Genomic DNA, 21,651 nt, shown 5'->3' on the forward strand with positions numbered 1-21,651 from the left:
ATTGTTGCGTCCGTCCGTCAGCGTTTACATAATGCTATCCCGCCCACGTTCTGCCACACCTCCTAACCTTGTTCTGCAACCAGAGTCTGTCTAATGAAAACGAGCTTTCTGCGTTACACCCTCTTTGCCGCCGGCATCGTGTCCGCGTTGGCCGGCCGCGCGTTAGCGGTTCCTAACGTCTATTTCGATCGGGACGACACGACGGCGTCGGTGACTTCGTTTCCGAATTCTCAGGCGAAGTTCAATCAGTTCACGGCAGCGCTTGGCTCATTCGGCGTCGATACCATCGAAACGTCGGTCGGCATCAATCCGACTCTGAGCTTCGGCGCTACGGGCATCACGGCCGCAAGCCAAAACGTGTTGGCTCAAGCCGCCCCGGGCTTCACGATCAACACGCAAGCGCTGCTGGAGCTTGATGCTGTTGGTTTTCCGCAAGGGAACACGATTTTCACGTTCAACCAGTACGTCAACGGGTTTGGCGCATTCGTTATTCAGGGAGGAGACGGGGCCAGCTCCAACCCGACGACGTTTCGCCTGCGTGACACCGCGACCAATCTGTTCGTAGACGTTCCGGTCCAGGTCGGTCCCAGTTGGGGGCTGCAAAACGTCTTCTTTCTAGGCGTCATCGATTCGACGCCGTTCAACGAAGTGCAGATTATCGAAACGCTCGATTCTGCTGACGGGATGCTGTACGACAACATTGTCGTCGGGACTGTTCCGGAGCCTAGCGCGCTTGCGCTCGCGTCAATCGTTGGCGTCGCCATCACTGCTGCCAGACGGCGGTTTCGTTCGTAGCGTGCGTTAGTACTCGCTCAGATAGCTAGGGGACGCCGCCAGGTATTTGCTACCTGGCGGCGTTTTTCATGCTCGCCGCAGTCTCCGTGCGATTAGCTAGTCGGGTCAAGCACATCGGCCACCGCCTGGGCCTCTGGGCTAATTGTGACGGTGTCGTTGTGCGACGGTTGCTGAACGGCCCTTGGATCTGGGAAGGCGCTGGTCGGGGTGAAAGGAACGTCCCCGGTGGGGCCTGTGATGTAAGAGTCACGCGCCGAATCCGCATACTCCGTTGAAGGAATCGGATTCCCGGTTCCACCCATAACAAGTGCGACGTTCATATTCACAGCCACGCGAAGAGAATGAGAGACGAGAAGCAATTGTATAGAAGCCTACTGTGTAAAATGATGCCGAGAGACAACCGCGTGGCGTTGCCAATGGTCAACGCGGTGGTCTGAAGAAATCGGTCGCACAGGTTGAGCGGTGGGAAATCTGTAGCGGGTGGCATGTCGTCGCGGAGCGTCGACATGTGAAGTTGCTAGATGATTTAGGGTTTGGGCTCTGGCATGCTCACGCCTTGGGGGCCGAGAGCATGGCGCCCGATGCTGCTTTTTCTGCGTTGTCGGGGCGCTTGGGGGCCACGCCGCTTGGCGTGGTGGGCGACCCCCTGGTGGAGCCAGGGGATAGGGGGCGTGGGGACGCCTTGGGCGTTGGCGTTCGATGCCGGCCTCTTGCGGCTGGCGTTAACCCCGGCTACCCGCTCAGTATGCTTTCGCTGGACGACGGTCGGAGTAGAATGCGAGGCATGAGTAGCCAATTTGCGGAATACGTTTTCCTTCGTCGCCGCTTCTGGCTCGCTGGTGCTGCATTTTTACTTCTGGCGCTGATCGAGTTTGCAATTTTCGAAGGAAGCTCTCTTTTACGCGTTGATGACCAGCCGTGGGTCGGCCTCGCTGCGTTCGCGATCGCAGCGGTTATGGTCGTTTGCGTTGTGCGAGCTGTGATCGCCTGGTATCGCTTACTGAACTGGCCCTGCCCGCAGTGCAATAAGCTGTTTCTCCTCGCTTGGTGGTCGAGTTGGCCGACGGATGAATGCAAGCATTGCGGCCTAAAGGTCGACCTTCCCTAACTTCGTCCGGAGTCAAGTGGCGATCGCTTTCCTAATCTGGCAACGGCATGCCGGAAGTCCACAATCGCAGATTGCGGCGCCAGAGCCTGCGGCCATGACATTGCTCGCATTCGCGGCGACGTTAGCGCCAGTGGCCTTACGTCAGTTTGCGGTCGGGGAGCGAGAGCGGTAGAGTGGCGAGTATGGCGATATTCGCAGCCGACGATCAGATTTCTTCGCTTCTCTGGCGATTGGCAGGTCCGGCAATCCCACCGGCCTTGTCCCTAGCTTTCATGATGGCTGGACCAATGCAGCTGTTCGCGATCGCCACCGGGTCGATCGTTCTGACCACCATCATGGCGGGTGCGCTATGCTTTCACTTCGCTCGCCATTTTTCTGCAAGAGAGCAAGGCGTAAGACGCGTTGGTTTGTTCGTCGGATGGGTATTGGTTTCCGGCCTGATAAGCCTATCCGCTATTGCTGCTACGCTTGCCTTCACTCCGTTAACGCCGAAGCCTAGTTGGCTTGAGGCGAGTGATCGCCCTCGCGCGACTTCGCCGCCAGCAGGGACGAGCGGGCGAAGCCGTTACTGCTCAGCGGACGGCCTAAAGAGTTCAATGCCCTCCTGCGCAATCACGTTTAGCTGAGTGCGGGGAAACGCCCTCTTGATGCGGTCCTGCAGATCTTGCGGCGAGTTTTTGGAAATCATGATCCAGTCGGCGGCCGTGTCGCCCATCCATTGTCTGACCAACGGCAATTCAGATGCATCGTGGTAAAAGATTAGACCATGATGAGTTCGCACCGCTGCTAGAACGGCGTTTCGCTCCCGGACGATGCTTGCCTGCCATCCGAGCCAGCCGCAAAGCATGGCAACGAGCGCCAGAGCAACGCGGAGGGTGAAGCGGGGGCGGGGCATGGGCTAGCCGGCGACGATGATTAGCGGCGGCACGATCGCCGCAATTGCAAACACAATTGGCCGCCAGTCTTCGATCCGGTAGGTGGCGTAAAGAAGAAATGGCGACCCGAACAATGGGTGGAATATACACAGTCCGGATGGCTACATCGCGTTGAGGTATTCGTAGCACCAGAACGCGGAGCCAAGCCATACGAAGGCGATTCCGATCATTGCTTCGGCATGCTTGCCTCTTGGGGGCTAGAGCATAGCGCCCGGCCCGAAGGCGGGGGCCTCTTGCGGCTGCGTCGCCCTGGTAGGCTGACGCCAACCCAGGCTACCGATGGGGGGACGCGATGTGGTGGCGCCGCCTGGTCGCTGAAGCGACTCAGGCCGAGGGGTGTCCGGGTTCAGGATGCTCGTGTCTGGGGCCAGGGCATGCCGCCCGACGTCTCAGCGGAGCGTCCACTAAAAAGATTCAGCGCCCGCTTCAGCCGAGTTATACTAGTCGCCGATCTCCGATCCGGCGTCCTGTTCCATGGGCCGGGTTTCGCCTCTTTTTCTCTCATCCGGGAAGCCTGCTAATGAATCGCACAGCTCTGATCGCGTTTATTGCTCGACGAAATCTGACGGCGCTCCTCGTCGGCTGCTCGACCCTCTTCGCAACTTCAAGTGCTCGCGCTCAGTGGTCGGTCATCAACTTGCATCCAGCAGCAGCTGCCGAGTCGCAGGCTTTGGGGATTCGCAACGGCATTGAAGTCGGCTGGGTTGACAGCGCCCCCGGAACGACGAGCATCCAACCCGCACTGTGGACCGGAACGGCCGCGTCGTACGTTAACCTCGGCGGGTGGCAAAACGCGGGAGGTCGCGTGCTGGGAACCGATGGAGTTCAGCACGTTGGCGGTTCGGGAGGCGCCGCGACGTTGTGGACGAGCACGCCAGGATCGGTCGTTTCTCTACAACCGCCGGCCCCGCCGAACTACTCAACATTCGTTGCCGATGCGAACGGCGTCTTTGCGGGTATGCAAGCAGGCGCGGCGCTGTTTATTACGCAGAACGCCGGTCCGAATTACCAAGAAGCCGGGATCTGGAACGACACAGCCGGATCGTGGCAGAGCTTGCACCCAGCGGGGGCCACGAATTCGCAGGCGAACGATACGCACTTCGGGCAACAGGCTGGATGGGCCTATCTGCCGAACGCGCAGAATCCGGTCTTGCCTGCAGTCCAGCACGCGGCGCTCTGGTACAGTTCAGCGGCCTCATTCGTTGATTTACATCCGGCGGGCGCTTTGCAGTCGATCGCCAACGACGTGTTCGTGACGGGCGGACTTTCGCAACAAGTTGGCTTCGCGCGCTTCGCTGCATTGCCGGAGGCCGCGATGTGGACTGGCACGGCTGCAAGCTTTGTGAACATGCATCCATTGACTGCCGCTGCTTCGGAGTTGCTGGGCAACTACGCTGGCTACCAGGCGGGCTTTGCGAGTTTTTTTTCGCCGAAGGCGAATGCAAATCTTGACCACGCAGGACTCTGGTCGGGCACGGCTGCGAGCTTTCTGGATTTGCACGCATTCTTGCCGACTGGCTTCAGCCGTTCGCGAGCGGAGGATGTATGGGTCGCGAACAACGGGGATATTTGGGTTGCCGGTTGGGCGGTGAATGCGTCGACGGGCCTCAGCGAGGCGATGTTGTGGACGACGCACCAAGTGCCCGAACCGGCCGGTGCGACTTTGCTTGCGACCGTGGCGGTTGGCATGACGTCGCTCATGCGGCGGCGCAGCCCCCGCTTCGTTTAAGCGACCAGGCGTTCAAACGGATTATGGGACGCTTCCCTGTTAGAAGGCTTTGCTGACGGCGTCGATTCGTTTGAGGAGCGTGGGCATGCGATGGGCGCCGTGCATCCTCGCAACGTGAATTTTCGCCGCGTCGAGGGGAATGCCTGCGCTGGTGACGTAGAGGGGGCGACTGCTCCGTCCGCGGAAGACTTCGCACGCTGGCGAAATGGCATGGAACGGCGACTTAGCGACGCCAATGACCGCCGTGCGGCCGCCGAGGGCGTCGAACAGGCGTTTGCCCAGTCCGGGTCGATCGTGGCCGTCGAGGTAGACGAATCCGTCGACGACGATGATCTCCGGCGACAACTCGAAGCTTTCGATGAGCGCCAGCAGGCAGGGGAGCTCGCGGCGGTAGAACTCTCCGGGGAGATACTCCGCCGGGGTGTGGAGCGTCGACTCAAGAATTCTGATTGGCTCGGCGTCTTCCCAGCAAGCAAACGTCAGACCGGCGACGTGCGCGGTCTCGCCGGAGTAGCAGACGTCGAGGGCCAGCAGCGGCTCAGAGGTTTTGCGGCTTCCGGTCGTCACGTTCATCATTCCACGAGAAAATGGCGTCGCATTCCTTGTTGACGACTTCGTCGTAGTGTACGGCGTTTGCGAGGGCGGCAGTGAATTCGCGTGAGCCGTATCGATCGCGTGGGAAGCTGGCGGAACTTATACGGTTGCTGACACGACCAGTCGACGGCGAGTTCGCGGCGGGGCGCGGGTTGCCGTGGGCCGTTGGCATGCCGAGAAGGTTGTTGCGGTCGGTGCAGGGTTCAGCATGCGCATGTTTGGGCGTCAGAGCTACCATCAGACCGCTTGTCATTCATACCGCCTGCAGGGCGGCGTCCGCAAAGATTCGGAGGTCTACGCTCTCAGCCCTCTTGGCATGGCGGCGAACTGAGTTCTAACTTAGGAAGTCCCTACCACCGGGCGGAGTGGCCGGCAGGCCGCTCGGAGGCGACGGCGGTGATCCTGTTTACCTTGACGCCGTCGCTATTGGTAGGTTTTCGCCGTTCTGATCTCTGCGCGAGGCCCCGATGTTTGTACGTCGCGATATCCCCTGGTCCTGGACGTTCTATTACGCTTGGCCGAGCTTATTGTATTTTGCGCTCGTATCTAGCGGCGTCTACGCCTTGCGGACGCGCTTCAAAACGCTGGACTTAGAGATTCCGCTCGAACCCGTGCTGATCATGGGCACCGCCTTGGCGATCTTTCTCGGCTTCAAGAACAACGAAGCCTACAGCCGGTGGTGGGAAGCCCGCTCGATTTGGGGGCTGGGGGTCAACTACAGCCGGGCCTGGGCGCGGCAAGTGTTGACGCTGCTCAGCGCTGATCCTGGCGAACGAGAGGAGTTGCAGGCGATGCGGCGGCGACTGATTCGGCGGCAGATCGCGTTCATCTACGCACTCCGCGTGTACTTGCGCACCATCGAATCATTCCCGCTGGAAGACACGGAAGAAGAGCCGGGCGAAGCGGGCCACGACTACGACCAATGCCGAAAATTTATCAGCGACGAAGATTTCCGAGCGATGCGGCGGTCCGACAACCCGCCTGATGCACTGCTGCAGATCCAAGGGCAAGACCTGCGAGCGGCGCGCGATCGGAACTGGTTGAGCGACTACTTATTGGTGTATCTCGACCAAACGCTCGTCGAGCTCAATCACGTCCAAGGGCGATCCGAACGAATCAAGAAAACGCCGCTGCCTCGGCCGTACAGTTACTTTACGAGGGTCTTCGTCCGCATTCACGGGACGCTGCTGCCGTTTGCGATTAGCGCCGCGTTCGGTTGGATCATGATTCCACTCTCGATCACCGTGAGCTTCGTGTTTTTGTCGCTCGACCTGATCGGCTCGCGCACGGAAGATCCGTTTGAGAATCGCGTGGACGACGTGCCGCTCACCTCGTTGGCGCGGACGATCGAGCGGAACCTGGAGCAGGCGCTCGGTGAAAGCCCGTTGCCGCCGGCGATCCAGCCGGATCATGGGGTACTGTACTAGCCGGCGGCCGCTGAGCGGGGCGATGCGGTTCGGGTGCAAAAAAAGCGTCATGCTCTCGCCGGGCGGGAGCATGACGCTTTGAAGAATGCGCTGGGCGTTTCGTTCGGGGCGCCTGGTCGCTGAAGCGACTTAGGCCGAACTTTCTAGGCCCGTGCTGTTTGAGAGCATTGCTCGCGCTACCAAGTGAAATCTACGCCGGTCATGGCGCCTTGGTAGAACAGGCTGTTGAAGTCAATGTCGCGGAGTAGGCTGGGGTTGAGCAGGCTGCGGCTGGCGGCGTTGCCGGCGAGGGCGACGTTGTCCATCCACAGCATCTGGTAGCCGCCGCGGACGACGATGTGCTTCGTCAGGCGGTAGCCGAGCGTCAGGTCGATTTCGCCGACGAAAGCGGTGGTGGTGTGGCCGTCGGCGAAGCCTCCGATGAAGTTGTTGCCTTGGTATTCGAAGATGCCGCCGTCGGCGACGTTGCCGTACATGCCGACCTTGGTCTCAGCGCTGGCAATCCAGCGAGCGGTCGGGCGAGCGAGCGAGTAGTTGGCGCCGATTTGGGCGCCGTAGAGGCGGTTGTTGTACTCGTACGTGCCGGTGGCGACGTTGCCGTTGATCTTGTAGGACATTTCGTCCTTGAGCTCGACCCAGCGGAAGCCGCCGAGGATCGAGAGACGGTCGTTCAGCGGACGGCGGAGGTTGATCTCGGTGCTGTCGAGCATCGTGAGATACTTGCCGTTGAAGCTCGTATTAGCGGGGCCGGTGAAGCCGGCCCCGATAAAGCCGCCGGGCGTCACGAATTGGTTCGTATCGGTCGAGTCGACGCCGAAGTAGCGGGCTTCGACGATCGTGCCGCCGGCCAAGCGGCGGGCGAGGCCAACGTCGACGCCAGCGTCGTAGTTGAACGAGAAATCGCTGGCACTGGAGAATGGCGTGCCGGCGGGGTTCGCGGCGACGACCGTGCCCGCATCGGGGCGATCGCGTTTGAGGAAGACGGCGCCGACCGAGGCATACCACTTGGGGCCGCAGCCGCAGAGGTCGCCGCAGTTTACGTCGTCGGTGCAGTCGACCGAGGCGTCGCAGGCGAGGCCGCTATCGCTCGTGGCGAGCGTCGGTTCGTCGGCGCTGGCGAGTTGGATTGCGTCGGCGACGAGCGGGTTCGTCAGTTGTACGTCGTCGTTGGCGACGGTGGATGATTCATCCCACGCGGGGGCGTCGAGCGCCGCATCGAGGGCCGGGCGGGCTTGAGCCGCGCCGATCATGCTCACGCCAAGAAAAAGCGCCGCAGCGCCGCGCAATACTGTCGACATCCGCCACTCCGTTCGTCGTTAGCCGAGTGCTTAAAGAGCACCATGCTGCGAGACATTCCGTGCCTCGGCTCGACGCAAAGATCGACAAGTGCGGGAACGCGCGATGCACGATTCCGCATGGGGCGGCGTAGGCGTTACGCTCGATTCGCCGGGAGCGAGCGGTAGAGTTTCGCGCACCGGCAAGGTCGAGGCTGCGATGATCCGCTGGGTAGAGCCGCAACCATGTAAGCAGCGGGCTACTTGGAGAACGCGTGGTCGAGTCGAAGGTCGCGGAATTTCTTGACGTCCCACTCGGCAGGATGCGTGGGGCGGCCGTGGTGATCGACGCCGTCTCTATGGATACTGTAGAGCAGATAACTGTCTTCGGTGGTGCGGTACTTCAGCTCGTCGGCGGTTGGACTGTAGGGATCGATCGGCACGGCGGGGAGGTATTTGGGAACGAGTGCGGCGAGCGTCTCGGGCCATTTTCCAAACTTCCGATGGTATCGAGCGAGGGCGAACTCGCACGTCAGAAGTCGCGTGATTGCATGGCTCCAGAGGTAGCCGTGACGAAAGGTTTCACGATGCCAGTAGTCGCTGCCTAAGGCGTCACCGTCCCTCACGGCGATTGTTTCGAGCAGAAACTTCAAATGGCCATGCCAGCCGTGACGGCGTTCGGACCAAACGCGGTGTCGGTAGAGGACTTCGTCCATCGACTCGTCGCTTGCGGAGATTGCATAGAATCGTTCGACGCACTTGGCGAGTTGTTCGTCGGAAAGCCGGGTGCGAATGGCGTACAGTCCTCTCGTGCCGAAGCTCGACCGGGCTCGCAGGAGCGCACCTTCATGCACCATTGCGCCACGGCTAGCGGCGAACCCAAATTCAGCCGCGCGTAGATACACGTCGACGGCGTCGTCTAAACGGCCCTCCAGTACCGCTAGTCGAGCTTTCGCGCTGAGCGCCAATTCGACCGCGTAAAGGTCATTGACCTGCTCTTGCGACAGCGTGGCACGGGGCAAGCCGTAGTTAGTGGGAACATAGCACGGCTTGTCGAGCGCCGAGACAATCAACGCGTCAATCGCGTCAGCGCCCGCGGCGAGCGGCGACACCCGGTCAATCGAAGCGTTGTCAATGTCCGAGACATTAAAGTCCCCTGCAGCGGCGACAATTGCGGCGCGGAGAAAGTCGTGATGCCCGTTCGGGACGGGCATCACGAGCTTCGGCAGCGGCGCCGGCCGCACTAACGCGATCAACGCCGCGAGCGGAAGTCCCGCAATGATGAGAGCGAATGCGACCAACGCACCGCGCGCGCCGTTTCGCCGCCGCCGGCGCGTCGACGCGATGCCGTCCGAAGTACGCAAATTGGCTTCGCGCCACAGAAAAGTGAGAATCGACGTGACCAGCGCAATCGCGAGAGGGATAAAAACCCAAGCATCGTAGTCGTCGTAGTTCGCGGGAGAACCCATAAACGATGCTGGCGTTAGGAATCGCGGCGGCCAGCCGGCGATTTGCAGCGTTGCTTCAAAGAACCAGTCGAGGGATGAGACAAACGTTCCCAAGGCGATGCAGACGATGAGAGCGGCAGGCGCGGCAAGCCACCTGCGCTTCGCGCTGCAAAGCCAGGCGCCAGCTAGCGTCCCCGTCGCCCCGCCGACGGCGCTGAGTAACACTGTCCGCCAGGCAAGATTCTCCCATTTCGGAAGTTGAATGACGGCCGTCAAGCCAACCGCAATCGCGGCGGTGAGCACGAGAAGCGTCGTGAGCGAAAACCGCGGGGCCAACGGGGACAGCGGAGCGTTTGCCCCGACGCTAGTCCGCTCCCGGGGTCCGCGCAACGCATTTCCGCGCGTTAGCGCAACGCCGACCGCGATCAACGCCGTTTGCATCGCAAATAAGGCGTACAAGTCATAAGCTTGGCGAAATAGCAGCGGCGCTGGGATCAGCAGAACAATCGCAACTCGGGCGAGACGACGGCCGCCGAAGGCGGTTGCCCAAAGCGCGAGCGCTCCCATGGAGGCTAACGACGTCACCATCAGAGCGACGAGCAACAGGTAAGGTCGGTACCAATCGGGCATCGCGACCTACCGTTGCTGTGCGGCGTGCTCGTGAGATCTCGGGTCTGAGATGGTTGTCTTTACGGCGCTGCGAACCCCTGGTTACTTGCGCTCGATCAGCTTGTCGAGAATGCCGTTGATGAACTGCGGCGAGTTGGCGGTGCCGTAGCGTTTGGCAAGTTCGACCGCTTCGTTGATCGCGACGCGGTGCGGGGTGTCCGAGTAGCGGATTTCGTAGGCGCCGAGGCGGAGGAGGTTGCGGTCGGTGGCGGGCATGCGGCCGACCGACCAGTGCTCGGCCTTGTCGGCGAGGAGGGCGTCGAGCTCCGCTTGGTTGCGCTTCACGCCGAGGACGAGGAGCTTGGCGAATTCGCGTTGCTCTTCTTCCTGCAGGCGCGCCGCGAGGAACACGCCGAGGTTGCCCAGGGCGTTTTCGGGGTTCAGGTCTTCTTGAAAGAGGGCCTGGAGGGCGATTTCTCGGGCGCGGCTGCGGCGGGACATGGCGGTGGGCTGGTTGGGGGAGATTCACCACGAAGACATTAAGGCATCGAGGGGGCACGAAGAATTCGCGGACGCTGTCTCTCCGCTTCGTGAATTCCTTCGCGTCTTCGAGCCTTCGTGGTTAACTGGCTGAGAACATTCTAGGCGCCGGGTAAGTTCTTGAGCAATCCGACCATGTGCAGGGCGGCTTCGGCGCACTCTTGCCCCTTATGGCCGTGGGCCCCGCCGGCGCGGTCGACGGCTTGTTCCATCGACTCGCATGTGAGGACCCCGAATAGCACGGGGATGTCGAATTGCAGCGAAATTTGGCTGAAAGCGAGGCTAACGCCGCGGTTAATGTGCTGGTCGTGCGAGGTTTCGCCGCGGACGACGACGCCGAGGCAAATCACCGCGGCATGCTCGCCCCCCTCGGCAAACCGCTGGGCGACGAGCGGGAGTTCCCAGGATCCGGGGACCCAGGCGACGTCGATGTGGTCGTCGGCGACACCGGCGGCGCGGAGCGTGGCGACGGCGCCTTCGAGCAGGACGCCGGTGACCGATTGGTTCCACTGGGCGACGACGATCGCGTAGCGGTCGTGAGCGTCGGGCGCGGCAGGTTGGATTTCGTTAGGCATAGTAGCCGCGGGTCAACGACCCGCCGGAGCGGTGATAAAAAGATGAATGGGGAATGCTGAATGGCGAATGTGGGCTTCGGCAACCCGAGGCCGGCGACTCTAAACAACTTCCGGCGGAGCGTAGTGAAACTCTTCCACAATTTGCCCGCCGATGAGGTGTTCTTGAATGATCCGCTCCAGCACCGGGACAGTGCAGGAGTGGTACCAGACTCCTTCGGGATAAACGACCGCGATCGGGCCGCGGGCGCAAACCTGCAGGCAGTTGGCCTTCGTGCGGAAGACGCCGCCGTCGCCGGTGAGTTTGAGTTCCTTCAGCCGGTGCTTCAGGTAGTCCCAAGATTCGAGGCTCGACTCTTTGTCGATGCACTTCGGCTTCGTTTGGTCGGCGCAGAGGAATAGGTGACGCTGAATTTTGTCGGCGCCGACGGCGGTGAATTCGGACCAGGGAGTGGAAGGCATCGGCGAATCAGTGAGTCTGTTGAACAGTCGGAGAGGCGTTGCACAGCGTTCGGTGGAGTGCGTCCGGCGCCAAGTCCGCGCCGTTGGGCCACGCGACGGCGCCGAAGTCGTCGACGAATGCTTGCGCAAATATCGCGGGATCTCGTAATGGTTCGAAGACAGGTCCCCACAGCCGATCTTGGATCGAGATAATTCCTTCCGTGCCGTCCGAGAATTGAACGGCGAGTTGGGAATTTTCGAGCGGACGTACGGAAGCAACTCTGACCATAGGTTTAATCCAGGGGAGCAATCTCCTGCAGCGGCTGGTGAGCCGTCGCGCGATCCCAGTTTTCGCGGAGCTCTGCGCGGTGCGCCGTCGCCCATTCGACGACCATCGCGAGTGTGCGGCGCCGTACCTTGCCTTCGAGGACCTGCAAATTGTCGATGTCAATCGCCGCCGCATCGCTGCCATAGTAGGCGTGGAAATGCGGCGGCGCATGATCATCGAAATACATGCGAATCGTAATGCCGTAGAACTGACTGATCGTCGGCATTGCAGCGTTCGCGAAAGGCTAGTCCTTAATGCTCATCAAGAACTCGGCGTTCGAGCCGGTCTTGCGGAGCCGGGTGCCGAGCAGTTCCATCGCGTCGGGGCCGTTCATCTCGTTGAGGACGCGACGCAGCAAGCTGACGCGGCGGTACTCTTCGGGATCCATCAGCATCTCTTCGCGGCGGGTGCCGCTCTTCGTGATGTCGATGGCGGGCCAGATGCGGCGGTCGACCAAGCGGCGATCGAGGACGATCTCCTGGTTGCCGGTACCCTTGAACTCTTCGAAGATCACCTCGTCCATGCGGCTGCCGGTGTCGACGAGCGCCGTGGCGATGATGGTGAGCGAACCACCCTCTTCGACCTTGCGGGCCGAACCGAAGAACCGCTTCGGCCGCTGCATCGCGTTGGCGTCGATACCGCCGGACAGGAGTTTGCCCGAGCTGGGGCATTCACTGTTCCAGGCGCGGGCCAGGCGGGTGATCGAATCGAGGAAAATCACGACGTCGCGGCCGTACTCGACCATCCGCTTCGCCTTCTCGATCACCATTTCAGAAACCTGAACGTGGCGGGCGGAGGTTTCGTCGAAGGTGCTGGAGATGACCTCGCAGTTGGGGCCCTTCACTTGGCGCTCCATGTCGGTCACTTCTTCCGGACGCTCGTCGATCAACAGCATGATGACGTAGGCGTCGGGGTAGTTGGCGAGAACCGACTTGGCCATCTTCTGCATGAGCACGGTCTTGCCGGCCCGCGGAGGGCTGACGATGAGACCGCGCTGGCCGAAGCCGATGGGGACGATCATGTCGACGACGCGCATCCCGATTTCGTCGGGCGTCGTTTCCATGCGGATCCGTTCGTCGGGATGAACCGGCGTCAGGTTGTCGAACAAGACCTTCTTGTTGACCATGTTCGGGTCTTGGCCGTTGATCGACTCGACCCGCAGGAGCGCGAAGTAGCGCTCGTTTTCCTTTGGCGGACGAATCGTGCCGGAGACCGTGGCGCCGGTGTGGAGACCGAAGCGGCGGATCTGGCTCGGCGAGACGTAGATGTCGTCCGGGCAGGAAAGGTAGTGGTAGTCGGGCGAGCGGAGGAAACCGAAGCCGTCGGGCAGAATTTCGAGCGTTCCTTCGCCCGACATCATGCCATTGAACTTTACGCGCGCCTTGAGAATCCGGAAGATGAGGTCCTGCTTCTTCAGGCCGCTCGCTTCTTCAATGTTCTCTTCTTCCGCCATCTCGATGAGCTCGGGCATGCTCAATCGCTGAAGCTCGGCGATATGGATGTTTGGATCGGGCTTGTCGGTCCGTTCGATGCTGCTGCCGACGCGGCGGACGCGCTCAGCGGCTTTGTCGAGTTCTTCGGCGAACGACAGCGGTTCTTCTTGCTCGAGCTCCGCCAAACGTTGACGGTCGATCGGCGCCACGCCTTCGTCGTACGAACGACGTTGACGGGGGAAGGGCTGTTGGGGCCGACTGTACCGCGGCCCGCGGTTGCCGGTCTCTGCCATGGCTACTAACTCCTGAAAATCGGAAAAGAGGGAGAGTCGTCGGCGCATGAAACGCGCCAACGGGAGGGATTGGTGCACGACGATACGACGCTGCAGTCCCGTGCCAGGACTACGGCGCAACACGCTACGAAACGGGAATCACTAGGAAGTCGTTATCTGTCGAGCCTCGCCAGGAATCGGCGACGCTGGACCAACTGCCAAGGTAAAGGCGGGGACCTCGGCCACACTCGTTCAAAAGCGACCTTTAGTATGGCAACCGGCCGGGCTCAGGGGAAGTCAGCTTGGAGGAGTTTTGCGGCTTTTACCAAGCTAGCGACGCCTAACCGCGGACCAGAACCGGTCGACCTCGGCATCCAATTCCGACAGCGAGCCGTCGTTGCGGATGATGTGGGTCGACCAACCCTTCTTCTGCTCTATCGGCATTTGGGAGGCTTCTCTGCGAGCAAATTCTTCCGCCGACCAGCCGCGATTTTGTTCGGCGCGGGTGAGCCGCTGCTCGCGAGGGGTGTCGACGAACGCGACCGCCTGGCAGACCTCGTTCCAACCCGACTCGAGCAGCAGAGGGGCGTCGATTACCACGGCCGGCACGTCCGTGTCGGGCAGCTGGCGGATTTCGGCCTCGATTTGGGCCCGAATGAGGGGGTGGAGGAGTTCCTCAAGGTGCTGGCGGTTCGCCTTCGCTGCCGGGGTATCGCCAAAGACGAGCTTCGCGATTGCGGGTCGTGAGAGCCCCCCTGCCCCGTCGAGGATGCCGGCGCCCCTACGGGCGACAAGTTCATCGCGGACGGCGGGGCGCTGGAGGACCGAGTGGCCAATTCGGTCGGCGTCGTAGATGACGGCCCCGCGTTTGGCGAGCGCAGCAGCGACGGCTGATTTGCCGCTAGCGATGCCGCCGATGAGGCCGATGGTGAGCATGGCGTTAGGGTTCAGGTGTCGGGGTTCAGGGGCATTTCTAGCCCCCGGCTCTGCCGGGAGGTGAGCAAGCGCTTCACTCAGTTCTTAGTATTGAACGCGGTTTTAGCACGCGGCGCGACCCCCTGGCGGAGCCAGGGGCTAGGTTATTCTTCCCAGGCTTCGCACGCTGCCCAGTTGGGGCCGATCTTTACGTCGACTTTGAGTGGCACGGCGAGCTCGGCGACGGTCGACATTTCTTGCCGGACGAGCGTGGCGAGTTCCGCGGCAGCTTCGGGGGGCGTTTCGAACAGCAGTTCATCGTGGATTTGCAGCAGCATCCGGCCCGGCAGCTTTTCTTGTTTCAGGCGATCTTGGATGCGGATCATCGCCACCTTGATGAGGTCGGCGGCGGTTCCCTGGATGACGGCGTTCACCGCGGTTCGTTCCGGCACGTTGAGGAATCGTAGCGTGCCAGACTTTTCGCGCAGCCCCGGCGGCACGGGGCGAACGCCGTCGATCGCGCGGCGGCGGTTGAACAACGTGGTGACGTATCCTTGCTCGCGGCAGAGGGTCAGCGTGTCGATCAGGTAGTCCATCACGCCCGGGTAGGTGGCGAAGTACTTCTCGATGAAGTCGGACGCCTCTTCCTTCGAGATGCCGAGGCCCTTCGCCAGGCCGAACGGACTTTGGCCGTAGATAATGCCGAAGTTGACCGCCTTGGCGCCGCGGCGCATTTCGCTGGTCACCGCGTCCATCGACACGCCGTTCACCTGGCTGGCGACGAGGCGGTGAATGTCTTCGTCGTTTTCGAACGCCTGCCGCAGGCTGGGGTCGCCACAGTAGTGGGCGAGGACGCGGAGTTCGATCTGCGAGTAGTCGGCCGCGAGCAGTACCCAGCCCGGTTCGCCTGCTTTGAACGCCGAGCGGATCTCGCGGCCTTCGCGGGTGCGGATAGGGATGTTTTGCAGGTTCGGGTTGCTAGAGCTGAGCCGGCCGGTAGCGGCGACGACCTGGTTGAGCGAGGCGTGGACGCGGCCGGTGGCGGGGTTCACCAGTTCCGGCAGCGCGTCGATGTAAGTGCCGAGCAGTTTGGAGTATTGGCGGTACTCGACAATCTTGGCCGGCAGCGGATGGAGCGGGGCGAGTTCCTCGAGCACGCTGGCGTCGGTGCTCGCGCCGGTTTTCGTTTTCTTGATCACCGGCAGCTTGAGATCGGTGAACAGCAGTTCTGCGAGTTGCTTCGGCGAGTCGATGTTCAGCGGCCGGCCGGCAAGTTCTTCGATCTCGATCTTTAGTTGCTGCAGTCGCTGGCTGTATTCGACGCTCAGTTCCTTCAGGCGTGCTACGTCGACGCTGACGCCGAGGTATTCGAGGTCGGCGAGGACGTCGATCAGCGGAACTTCGATCGTTTCATTGAGCTCGGCGAGATTGTCGGCGGAGAGCCGATCGACGAGGATCGGCATCAGCCGCAGCGGTACGTCGGCGTCTTCGGCCGCGTATTCGCCGACGGCGGCGACCGACGCCTGATCCATGCGGAGCTGGTTCTTGCCCGAGCCGATGATCTCGCCGATGCGGATCGTTTCGTGACCGAGATACTTCAGCGAGAGATGGTCGAGGTTGTGCGTCCGCTCGCCCGAGTCAATGAGATAGTCGGCGACCATCGTGTCGAAGACGACGCCGCGGAGCTCGATCCCCAGCGTGCGGAGGACGATGATGTCGTACTTGATGTTCTGCCCGATCTTGGTGATCGCTGGGTTTTCGAAGATCGGTTTCAGGGCTGCGGCGGTCTCGGCGGGATCGAGGACGCGATCGCCCTCGGGGCCACGGACGGGAACGTAAAACGCCTGCCCTGGCCGCCACGCGAACGAGTAGCCGACGACCTCGGCGATCCGCGGCGAGATGGCGGTCGTTTCGGTGTCGATCGACAGCTGCTCTTGCTGTTCCATCTGGCTGATGAGCACCGCGAGCGCTTCGGGGGTATCGACAACCTGGTAGTCGCCGTCCCAATCACTTACCGCGGGAATCAACTGGCCCGGCGTCTTCGCGGTGGTCGCGCCGGCGACGGCCATCACGCGCTCGGCGAGACCGCGGAAGCCGTAGTCGCGGAAGAGATCGGCCAGCCGCGCTTCGTCGAAGCCGCCGATGCGGGCCGAGCTCCAGTCGACGGCAATCGGCACATTCTTGTCGAGCTCGACCAGCTTGCGGGACAGGAGCGCCGCTTCGCGGTGCTCGATGAGGTTTTGGCTCCGCTTACCGCCAACCTCGCCGGCGTGGTCGAGGACGTTTTCCAGCGAGCCGTATTTTTCAAGGAGTTCCTTGGCGATCTTCGGCCCAATGAGAGGCACGCCGGGGACGTTGTCGATTTTGTCCCCCACCAGCGACTGGAAGTCGACGACCTGCTCGGGGGCGATGCCCCAATCGCCGTAGAGTTCGGTGCCGCCGTATTCGAGATCTTTGCGGATGTTGTAGATCGCCGTTTGGCTGGTGAGCAGTTGCCGGCAGTCTTTATCGGCCGTCACCAGTAGGCAGCGGGCGCCCCCTTCCTCGCACAGGCGGGCGACCGTGGCCATCACGTCGTCGGCCTCGAAGCCGGGGTAGTCGACCACCGGGATGCCCATCGCCTGGACGACTTCGCGGATTTTGGGGATCTGCGAGACGAGCGCCTCGGGCATCTCGCTGCGGTCCGCTTTGTAGGAGTCGTACATTTCGTGGCGAAATGTCGGGCCGGAGAGGTCGAACGCGCAGAGGAGGGCTGTCGGCTGTTTTCGCTCCATGAGCTGGACCAGATCGCGGGTAAAGCCGTAGACGGCGCCGACCGGTTCGCCGCGGGGGCTGGTCAGCTCCGAGCCCGACATTGCGTGGAAGACCTGGAAAATCAGCGAGTAGGAGTCGACGACGTAAATCGTCCAATCGCGGATCGTAAGGGGGCCCTCTGGTGGGGCCTCTTCGGCTGGCGAGGCGACGTGGTTTACCACCACCCCCACAGAGGCGCGACTCGCTTTGGCCGCGGGCTGCGATTCCGGTTCGTCCATGCCCAGGAACGTCGTTTGGCGAGCTCTTTTGGCCATTGTCGGCAAATTTCTCTGGGCCCGGCGAATACCGGCCATAAAATAGTGATGGAGAGGCGCGTGGCTTGCCCAACCGGTTCGACGGGGTCGCAACGGCCCTGGCCTGGCAGGTGTTTGACACACCCTAATCCCGCAATTAAGCTCGACTTACGGCGATTCTATCGCCCGAGGTCGCCGCGCGGAAGCGTTGGTCGAGTCGCCGCGTTGATCTTTTCCCACCGAGATCTTTTCCCGCCGACTTGCCGCTCCCGCCCGTCCGACGAACCGCGAAGTTAGCGAACAGAAAAGTTAGCGCAGATTCAGCACACTGAGGTCGCCGCATGGCCGCGAAAGAGAATCAAGGTCTTCAAGCCGTCGTGATCGTTCTAACGATCCTCCTCCTGCTCATCGGCGTGGGATTGGTGCTTGTCAACAATTCACGGAAGACCTACCTCGCGGAACGCGACGCCGCGCGGGCCGAAACGAACGACGCCAATTCCAAAGTCGCCAAAGCTGAAGCGGAAGCGGGTAACTACAAGAATTGGATTGGTTTCAAAGAAGACGCGCTCTTCGAATCGCTGCAGCCGCAGTTCGACGAAGACATGAAGCGGTTCGGCATCGGCGACGACGATGCCAGCAAGCATTACAAGACGATGCTGGAGAACGTCTTCGAAGAGAAGGAAAAGCTCGTCAAGAACGAGGTGAATACGAAGGCTGAAGTGAAAAGCCTGAAGGAAAAGCTGGTCGCTCTGGAAGCGGAGAAAGACGCCCGCGTGAAGGAGCATCTCGCCGCTCTGGAAAAGGCTAAGCAAGACTTGGCCGACGTGCAGGCGAAGTCGAAGCAGCAATACGACGAGATCAGCGCGAAGAACACCGCCATTGCCGCGAGCATGGAGAAGGATCGCGCGACGCACGCCGAGGCGATGTCGAAGCTCGAAGCTGAAAAGTCGACCGCCGAAAACGCTAGCATCAAGCAGGAGCGGATGATCACAAAGCTCCAAGAGGGCCTGCCGAAGGTTGATGCCTTCGCGCAGCCGGCCGATGGCCGGATTACGTGGGTCAATCAGCGTCACGGCAAGGTGTGGATCGACCTCGGTTCGGACGACGGCCTGCGCCCGCAAGTGACGTTCAGCGTCGCCGGCGAAGGAAATGCCGACGCCGAAGCGGCCGCCAAGAAGGGAAGCATCGAGATCACCCGCATCATCGACGGCCACATGGCCGAAGCTCAGATCACTTCCGACGATCCGAAGAACCCGATCCTCACAGGCGACCGCATCTTCAGCCAAGTGTGGGATCGTGGCCGGACGGTCGGGTTCGCCATCGCCGGCGAGATCGACCTCGATAAGGATGGCAAGGACGACCTGCAGAAGCTGAAGAATATCATTGCCGCGAGCAACGGTCGCGTCGACGCCGCGATCAACGATGCGGGAACGCTCGACGGTGAACTGAAGCTTGAGACCCGCTACCTCGTGCTGGGCGAATACCCCGATGGGACGCAGGCTCGCGATCAGGCGATCCGCGAAACCTGGAATACGCTCAGCGAAGACGCCGGTCGCCTCGGCATCGAGACGATTCCGCTGGACGAATTCATCAAGCTGATGGGCTGGCGCGTCGACAATCGCTCGATCGTTATGGGCTACGGCTCGCGGTCGGAAGATTTCCCGCCGGAGAAGCTCGGTGAGCAGCTTCCGCGCAAGACAGTGCAGCCGGCGGGCGTGTTCAAGAAGCGGACCCCGACGCTGACGTATTAGCGCCGCAGATAGCCGCCATTCAATAGCCGCGACTCAACGAGCCGCCGGAGCGAGATCCGTTTCGCCGCAGGGCGCTTCGCGGTGATCTGTGAGCGGTTGACGGCTTGGTGAGCGTTTGCAGTAACGCTCCGGCCGGTCGTTGACCGGCGGCTGTGGCTGCGATTGCAGCTACTTGCAGACGGCGTCGATGCTTTCTCTGAGTACGCGGACGAGCAGGTCTAGTTCGGCATCGCTGATCGACAGCGGCGGCATCACGACGATCACGTCGCCCAGCGGCCGCAGCCAGACCCCCTGCCCCGTCGTCTGTTTGCAGACATGGTAGCCGTGGCGTCCTTTAGGCGGGTAGAGCTCGCCCGTAGCGCGATCGGCGCACAGCTCGACGCCGACGACCGTGCCGAGTTGCCGCACGTCGCCGACGCGGGGATGATCTTGCAGCGGCGCGAGGGCGCGTGCCAACCGTTCCGTGAGCCGCGGGACGGTTTCTTCCAGCACGCGTTCGTCGCCGATGACGTCGAGCGTCGCGCAAGCCGCGGCGGCCGCCATCGGGTTGCCGGCGTAGGTGTGGCCGTGGTGGAACGTGCAGCCGGTGGTGTAGTCGCCGAGAAACGCCTCGTAAACTTCGTCCGTGGCAATCGTCGCGGCCAGCGGCAGCGTGCCGGAGGTGATGCTCTTGCCGAGGCAGAGCATATCAGGCGTCACCCCTTCGTGCTCGCAGGCGAACATGCGGCCTGTGCGGCAAAAACCGGTGACGATTTCGTCGGCGATCAGCAGCACGTCGTACTTCTTGGTGAGTTCCCGGACGCCGCGAAGGTAACCCGGAGGTTGCATCACCATCCCGGCGGCGCCTTGCAGCAGCGGCTCAATCACCAGCGCCGCGATCTCGGCGTGATGCTCCTGGAGCATCGCCTCCAGCTTCGCCAAATGGAACGCCGCGTCGCCGGTGCGAACGTCGGGCGGAGGCAATCGCAGTACGTCGAACAGCAGCGGCCGGTAGAGGGCGTGGAATCGCTCGATGCCGCCGACCGCGGTGCTGCCGAGGGTATCGCCGTGGTACGCGCTATCGTACGCCAGGTATTTCGTTTTGCCGGCCCGCGGCTGCGGGCATTGCAGCCAGTACTGGAAGGCAATTTTCAACGCCGCTTCGACCGCACAGGCGCCGTCGCTCGCGTAGAAGACGCGATTGAGGTCGCCGGGAGCGAGTTTGGCGAGCCGGCGGGAGAGTTCGACCGCGGGAACGTTCCCCATGCCGAGCGTCGTCGCGTGGGGCAGTCGACCGAGCTGTTCGGCGACGGCGGCTTCAATCCGCGGATGGCGGTGCCCCAGTAGGTTGCACCACAGGCTGCTGACGCCGTCGAGGTAGCGGCGGCCATGTACGTCGACGAGCCAGCACCCTTCGGCTCGCTCGATAATCATCGACTCGTACTCGCTCATTTGGGTGAACGAGTGCCAGAAGTGGCGAAGATCCCAATCAGTTAGTTCAGCTGGAGTGGGCATGGCATTCTGAAAATGTCAGTTGTCGGTGGTCCGTGATCAGTTGCGAACACGGGGAGGGTGCCCGAGGCGGGTGGGAGGCAGGAACAAGCGGCAGCAGCCACTGACGGCTGACAACGGACCACTGACGTCGCGTCAGCTACCATTTAACCTGCACCGGGGTGCCGACGCGGACGCCGAGCATGATTTTTGCGCTGTCGTCGACGATCGCCAGTTCGAGGCAGTCATTCGAGCCGATGAGCGCGATCAGCGTCATCGGGGGCTGATCGGCGTAAGCGTTGAAAATGCAGCGGGTTTCGTGCTCGTCGCAGAAGATGCCGACCGTCTCGTCGGTCGGAACGCCGGCGAGCATTTCGCGGGTGATGTCGGTGATCAGATTGCCGAACGAGTCGATCGCCGTCACCTGGCCGTCGATGCGATTTGCCACTTTCACTGCTCCCGGCCAGACGAGTTCGACAAGCTGCGCGTGGGGCGGGCCCAGGTCGTCGGGATCAACCCCGAGACTGAGATGCGCTGCCGCCGGCGCCATGATATCGCGACCGTGGAACGTCGGCGCCACGGGCTGCCGGAACCACCGCTCCTCGGTGATAGCACGTATCTTAGACGCGCCGAGCCGACTCGCCAACCGCGAGAACAGCCCGTTATCGGGGCCGATGTAGCGCTGCTCGCCGATCTCGGCGTAAACAAGCGCCCGGGCCGACCCGACGCCCGGATCGACCACGGCAATATGCAGCGTGCCGCTCGGATATAGCGGGGTGATTTCGTCGAGAATGATCGCCCCGCCGCGAATATCTTGCGGGGCGATGGCGTGCGTGACGTCGACGATTTGCACCGTCGGGTTGAGTGCGAGGACGACGCCCTTCATCGCGGCGATGTAGGGGCTCCCTTCGCCGAAGTCGGTGGTGAGCGTGATGAGGGGGATGGGGGGCATGGAGAATCGTC

20 protein-coding genes are annotated in these 21,651 nt (G+C 61.9%); 5 read left to right on the plus strand and 15 right to left on the minus strand.

The features are described from left to right. The first annotated feature begins 93 nt into the window (after positions 1-93). Complete coding sequence (locus ACQY7R_RS01000) at positions 94-795, plus strand: hypothetical protein (RefSeq protein ID WP_428303735.1); 702 nt, start codon at positions 94-96, stop codon at positions 793-795. Between the two features lie 784 nt (positions 796-1,579). Further along, positions 1,580-1,903 carry a hypothetical protein gene (locus ACQY7R_RS01005; RefSeq protein WP_428303736.1) on the plus strand — a complete coding sequence of 108 codons (324 nt, stop codon included), beginning with the start codon at positions 1,580-1,582 and terminating at the stop codon, positions 1,901-1,903. 565 nt (positions 1,904-2,468) lie between these two features. On the opposite strand, the gene ACQY7R_RS01010 is transcribed toward ACQY7R_RS01005, so the two are convergent. Further along, complete coding sequence (locus ACQY7R_RS01010; RefSeq protein ID WP_428303737.1) at positions 2,469-2,798, minus strand: hypothetical protein; 330 nt, start codon at positions 2,796-2,798, stop codon at positions 2,469-2,471. Between the two features lie 560 nt (positions 2,799-3,358). Here ACQY7R_RS01010 and ACQY7R_RS01015 point away from each other — a divergent pair. After that, on the plus strand, positions 3,359-4,567 hold the full coding sequence (locus tag ACQY7R_RS01015) for a hypothetical protein (RefSeq protein ID WP_428303738.1): 1,209 nt from the start codon (positions 3,359-3,361) through the stop codon (positions 4,565-4,567). Between the two features lie 39 nt (positions 4,568-4,606). Here the strand turns inward: ACQY7R_RS01015 and ACQY7R_RS01020 are convergent, their stop codons facing one another. Next, entirely contained in the window at positions 4,607-5,134 is a 528-nt protein-coding gene (locus tag ACQY7R_RS01020; RefSeq protein ID WP_428303739.1) for an endonuclease V, read from the minus strand. Further along, positions 5,106-5,414 carry a hypothetical protein gene (locus ACQY7R_RS01025; protein WP_428303740.1) on the minus strand — a complete coding sequence of 103 codons (309 nt, stop codon included), beginning with the start codon at positions 5,412-5,414 and terminating at the stop codon, positions 5,106-5,108. The genes ACQY7R_RS01020 and ACQY7R_RS01025 overlap by 29 nt, the downstream gene beginning before the upstream one ends. A 214-nt stretch (positions 5,415-5,628) precedes the next feature. Between ACQY7R_RS01025 and ACQY7R_RS01030 the strand changes: the two genes are divergently transcribed. Beyond that, the gene (locus tag ACQY7R_RS01030) at positions 5,629-6,588 is read left to right on the plus strand and encodes a bestrophin family protein (RefSeq protein ID WP_428303741.1); all 960 of its coding nucleotides are present in this window, start codon (positions 5,629-5,631) and stop codon (positions 6,586-6,588) included. 176 nt (positions 6,589-6,764) lie between these two features. Here ACQY7R_RS01030 and ACQY7R_RS01035 read toward each other — a convergent pair whose 3' ends face one another. The 10 genes from ACQY7R_RS01035 to polA all read right to left on the minus strand — a co-directional run bounded on the left by ACQY7R_RS01035 (position 6,765) and on the right by polA (position 17,488). Beyond that, positions 6,765-7,886, minus strand: a complete 1,122-nt coding sequence (locus ACQY7R_RS01035) for a BBP7 family outer membrane beta-barrel protein (RefSeq protein ID WP_428303742.1) — start codon at positions 7,884-7,886, stop codon at positions 6,765-6,767. 236 nt (positions 7,887-8,122) lie between these two features. Beyond that, a complete protein-coding gene (locus tag ACQY7R_RS01040; RefSeq protein WP_428303743.1) occupies positions 8,123-9,940 on the minus strand; it encodes a hypothetical protein in 1,818 nt (605 codons plus the stop codon). 81 nt (positions 9,941-10,021) lie between these two features. After that, complete coding sequence (gene nusB / locus ACQY7R_RS01045; protein ID WP_428303744.1) at positions 10,022-10,420, minus strand: transcription antitermination factor NusB; 399 nt, start codon at positions 10,418-10,420, stop codon at positions 10,022-10,024. 140 nt (positions 10,421-10,560) lie between these two features. After that, on the minus strand, positions 10,561-11,034 hold the full coding sequence (gene ribH / locus ACQY7R_RS01050; protein WP_428303745.1) for a 6,7-dimethyl-8-ribityllumazine synthase: 474 nt from the start codon (positions 11,032-11,034) through the stop codon (positions 10,561-10,563). A gap of 99 nt (positions 11,035-11,133) precedes the next feature. Beyond that, entirely contained in the window at positions 11,134-11,493 is a 360-nt protein-coding gene (locus ACQY7R_RS01055) for a (2Fe-2S) ferredoxin domain-containing protein (RefSeq protein ID WP_428303746.1), read from the minus strand. 7 nt (positions 11,494-11,500) lie between these two features. Beyond that, complete coding sequence (locus ACQY7R_RS01060) at positions 11,501-11,761, minus strand: DUF2442 domain-containing protein (protein ID WP_428303747.1); 261 nt, start codon at positions 11,759-11,761, stop codon at positions 11,501-11,503. 4 nt (positions 11,762-11,765) lie between these two features. Then, the gene (locus ACQY7R_RS01065; protein ID WP_428303748.1) at positions 11,766-12,026 is read right to left on the minus strand and encodes a DUF4160 domain-containing protein; all 261 of its coding nucleotides are present in this window, start codon (positions 12,024-12,026) and stop codon (positions 11,766-11,768) included. 18 nt (positions 12,027-12,044) lie between these two features. Next, positions 12,045-13,526: a transcription termination factor Rho gene (rho, locus tag ACQY7R_RS01070; RefSeq protein ID WP_428303749.1), complete on the minus strand. Its 1,482-nt coding sequence runs from the start codon at positions 13,524-13,526 to the stop codon at positions 12,045-12,047. Positions 13,527-13,835: 309 nt separating this feature from the next. After that, entirely contained in the window at positions 13,836-14,441 is a 606-nt protein-coding gene (gene coaE / locus ACQY7R_RS01075) for a dephospho-CoA kinase (RefSeq protein ID WP_428303750.1), read from the minus strand. A 143-nt stretch (positions 14,442-14,584) separates the two neighbouring features. Further along, entirely contained in the window at positions 14,585-17,488 is a 2,904-nt protein-coding gene (gene polA, locus ACQY7R_RS01080; protein ID WP_428303751.1) for a DNA polymerase I, read from the minus strand. Between the two features lie 320 nt (positions 17,489-17,808). Here polA and ACQY7R_RS01085 point away from each other — a divergent pair, with 320 nt between their 5' ends. After that, positions 17,809-19,218: a hypothetical protein gene (locus ACQY7R_RS01085; protein ID WP_428303752.1), complete on the plus strand. Its 1,410-nt coding sequence runs from the start codon at positions 17,809-17,811 to the stop codon at positions 19,216-19,218. 168 nt (positions 19,219-19,386) lie between these two features. On the opposite strand, the gene bioA is transcribed toward ACQY7R_RS01085, so the two are convergent. Both bioA and ACQY7R_RS01095 read right to left on the minus strand, forming a co-directional pair. Continuing rightward, entirely contained in the window at positions 19,387-20,712 is a 1,326-nt protein-coding gene (gene bioA, locus ACQY7R_RS01090) for an adenosylmethionine--8-amino-7-oxononanoate transaminase (protein WP_428303753.1), read from the minus strand. 136 nt (positions 20,713-20,848) lie between these two features. Further along, positions 20,849-21,640 (minus strand): SAM hydrolase/SAM-dependent halogenase family protein, encoded by a 792-nt coding sequence (locus ACQY7R_RS01095; RefSeq protein ID WP_428303754.1) that lies wholly within the window; start codon positions 21,638-21,640, stop codon positions 20,849-20,851. Between the last annotated feature and the right edge of the window lie 11 nt (positions 21,641-21,651).

Origin of the sequence: Lacipirellula sp. (assembly GCF_965279485.1) — a bacterium.
In the GTDB taxonomy this organism is placed as follows: Bacteria; Planctomycetota; Planctomycetia; order Pirellulales; family Lacipirellulaceae; genus Lacipirellula.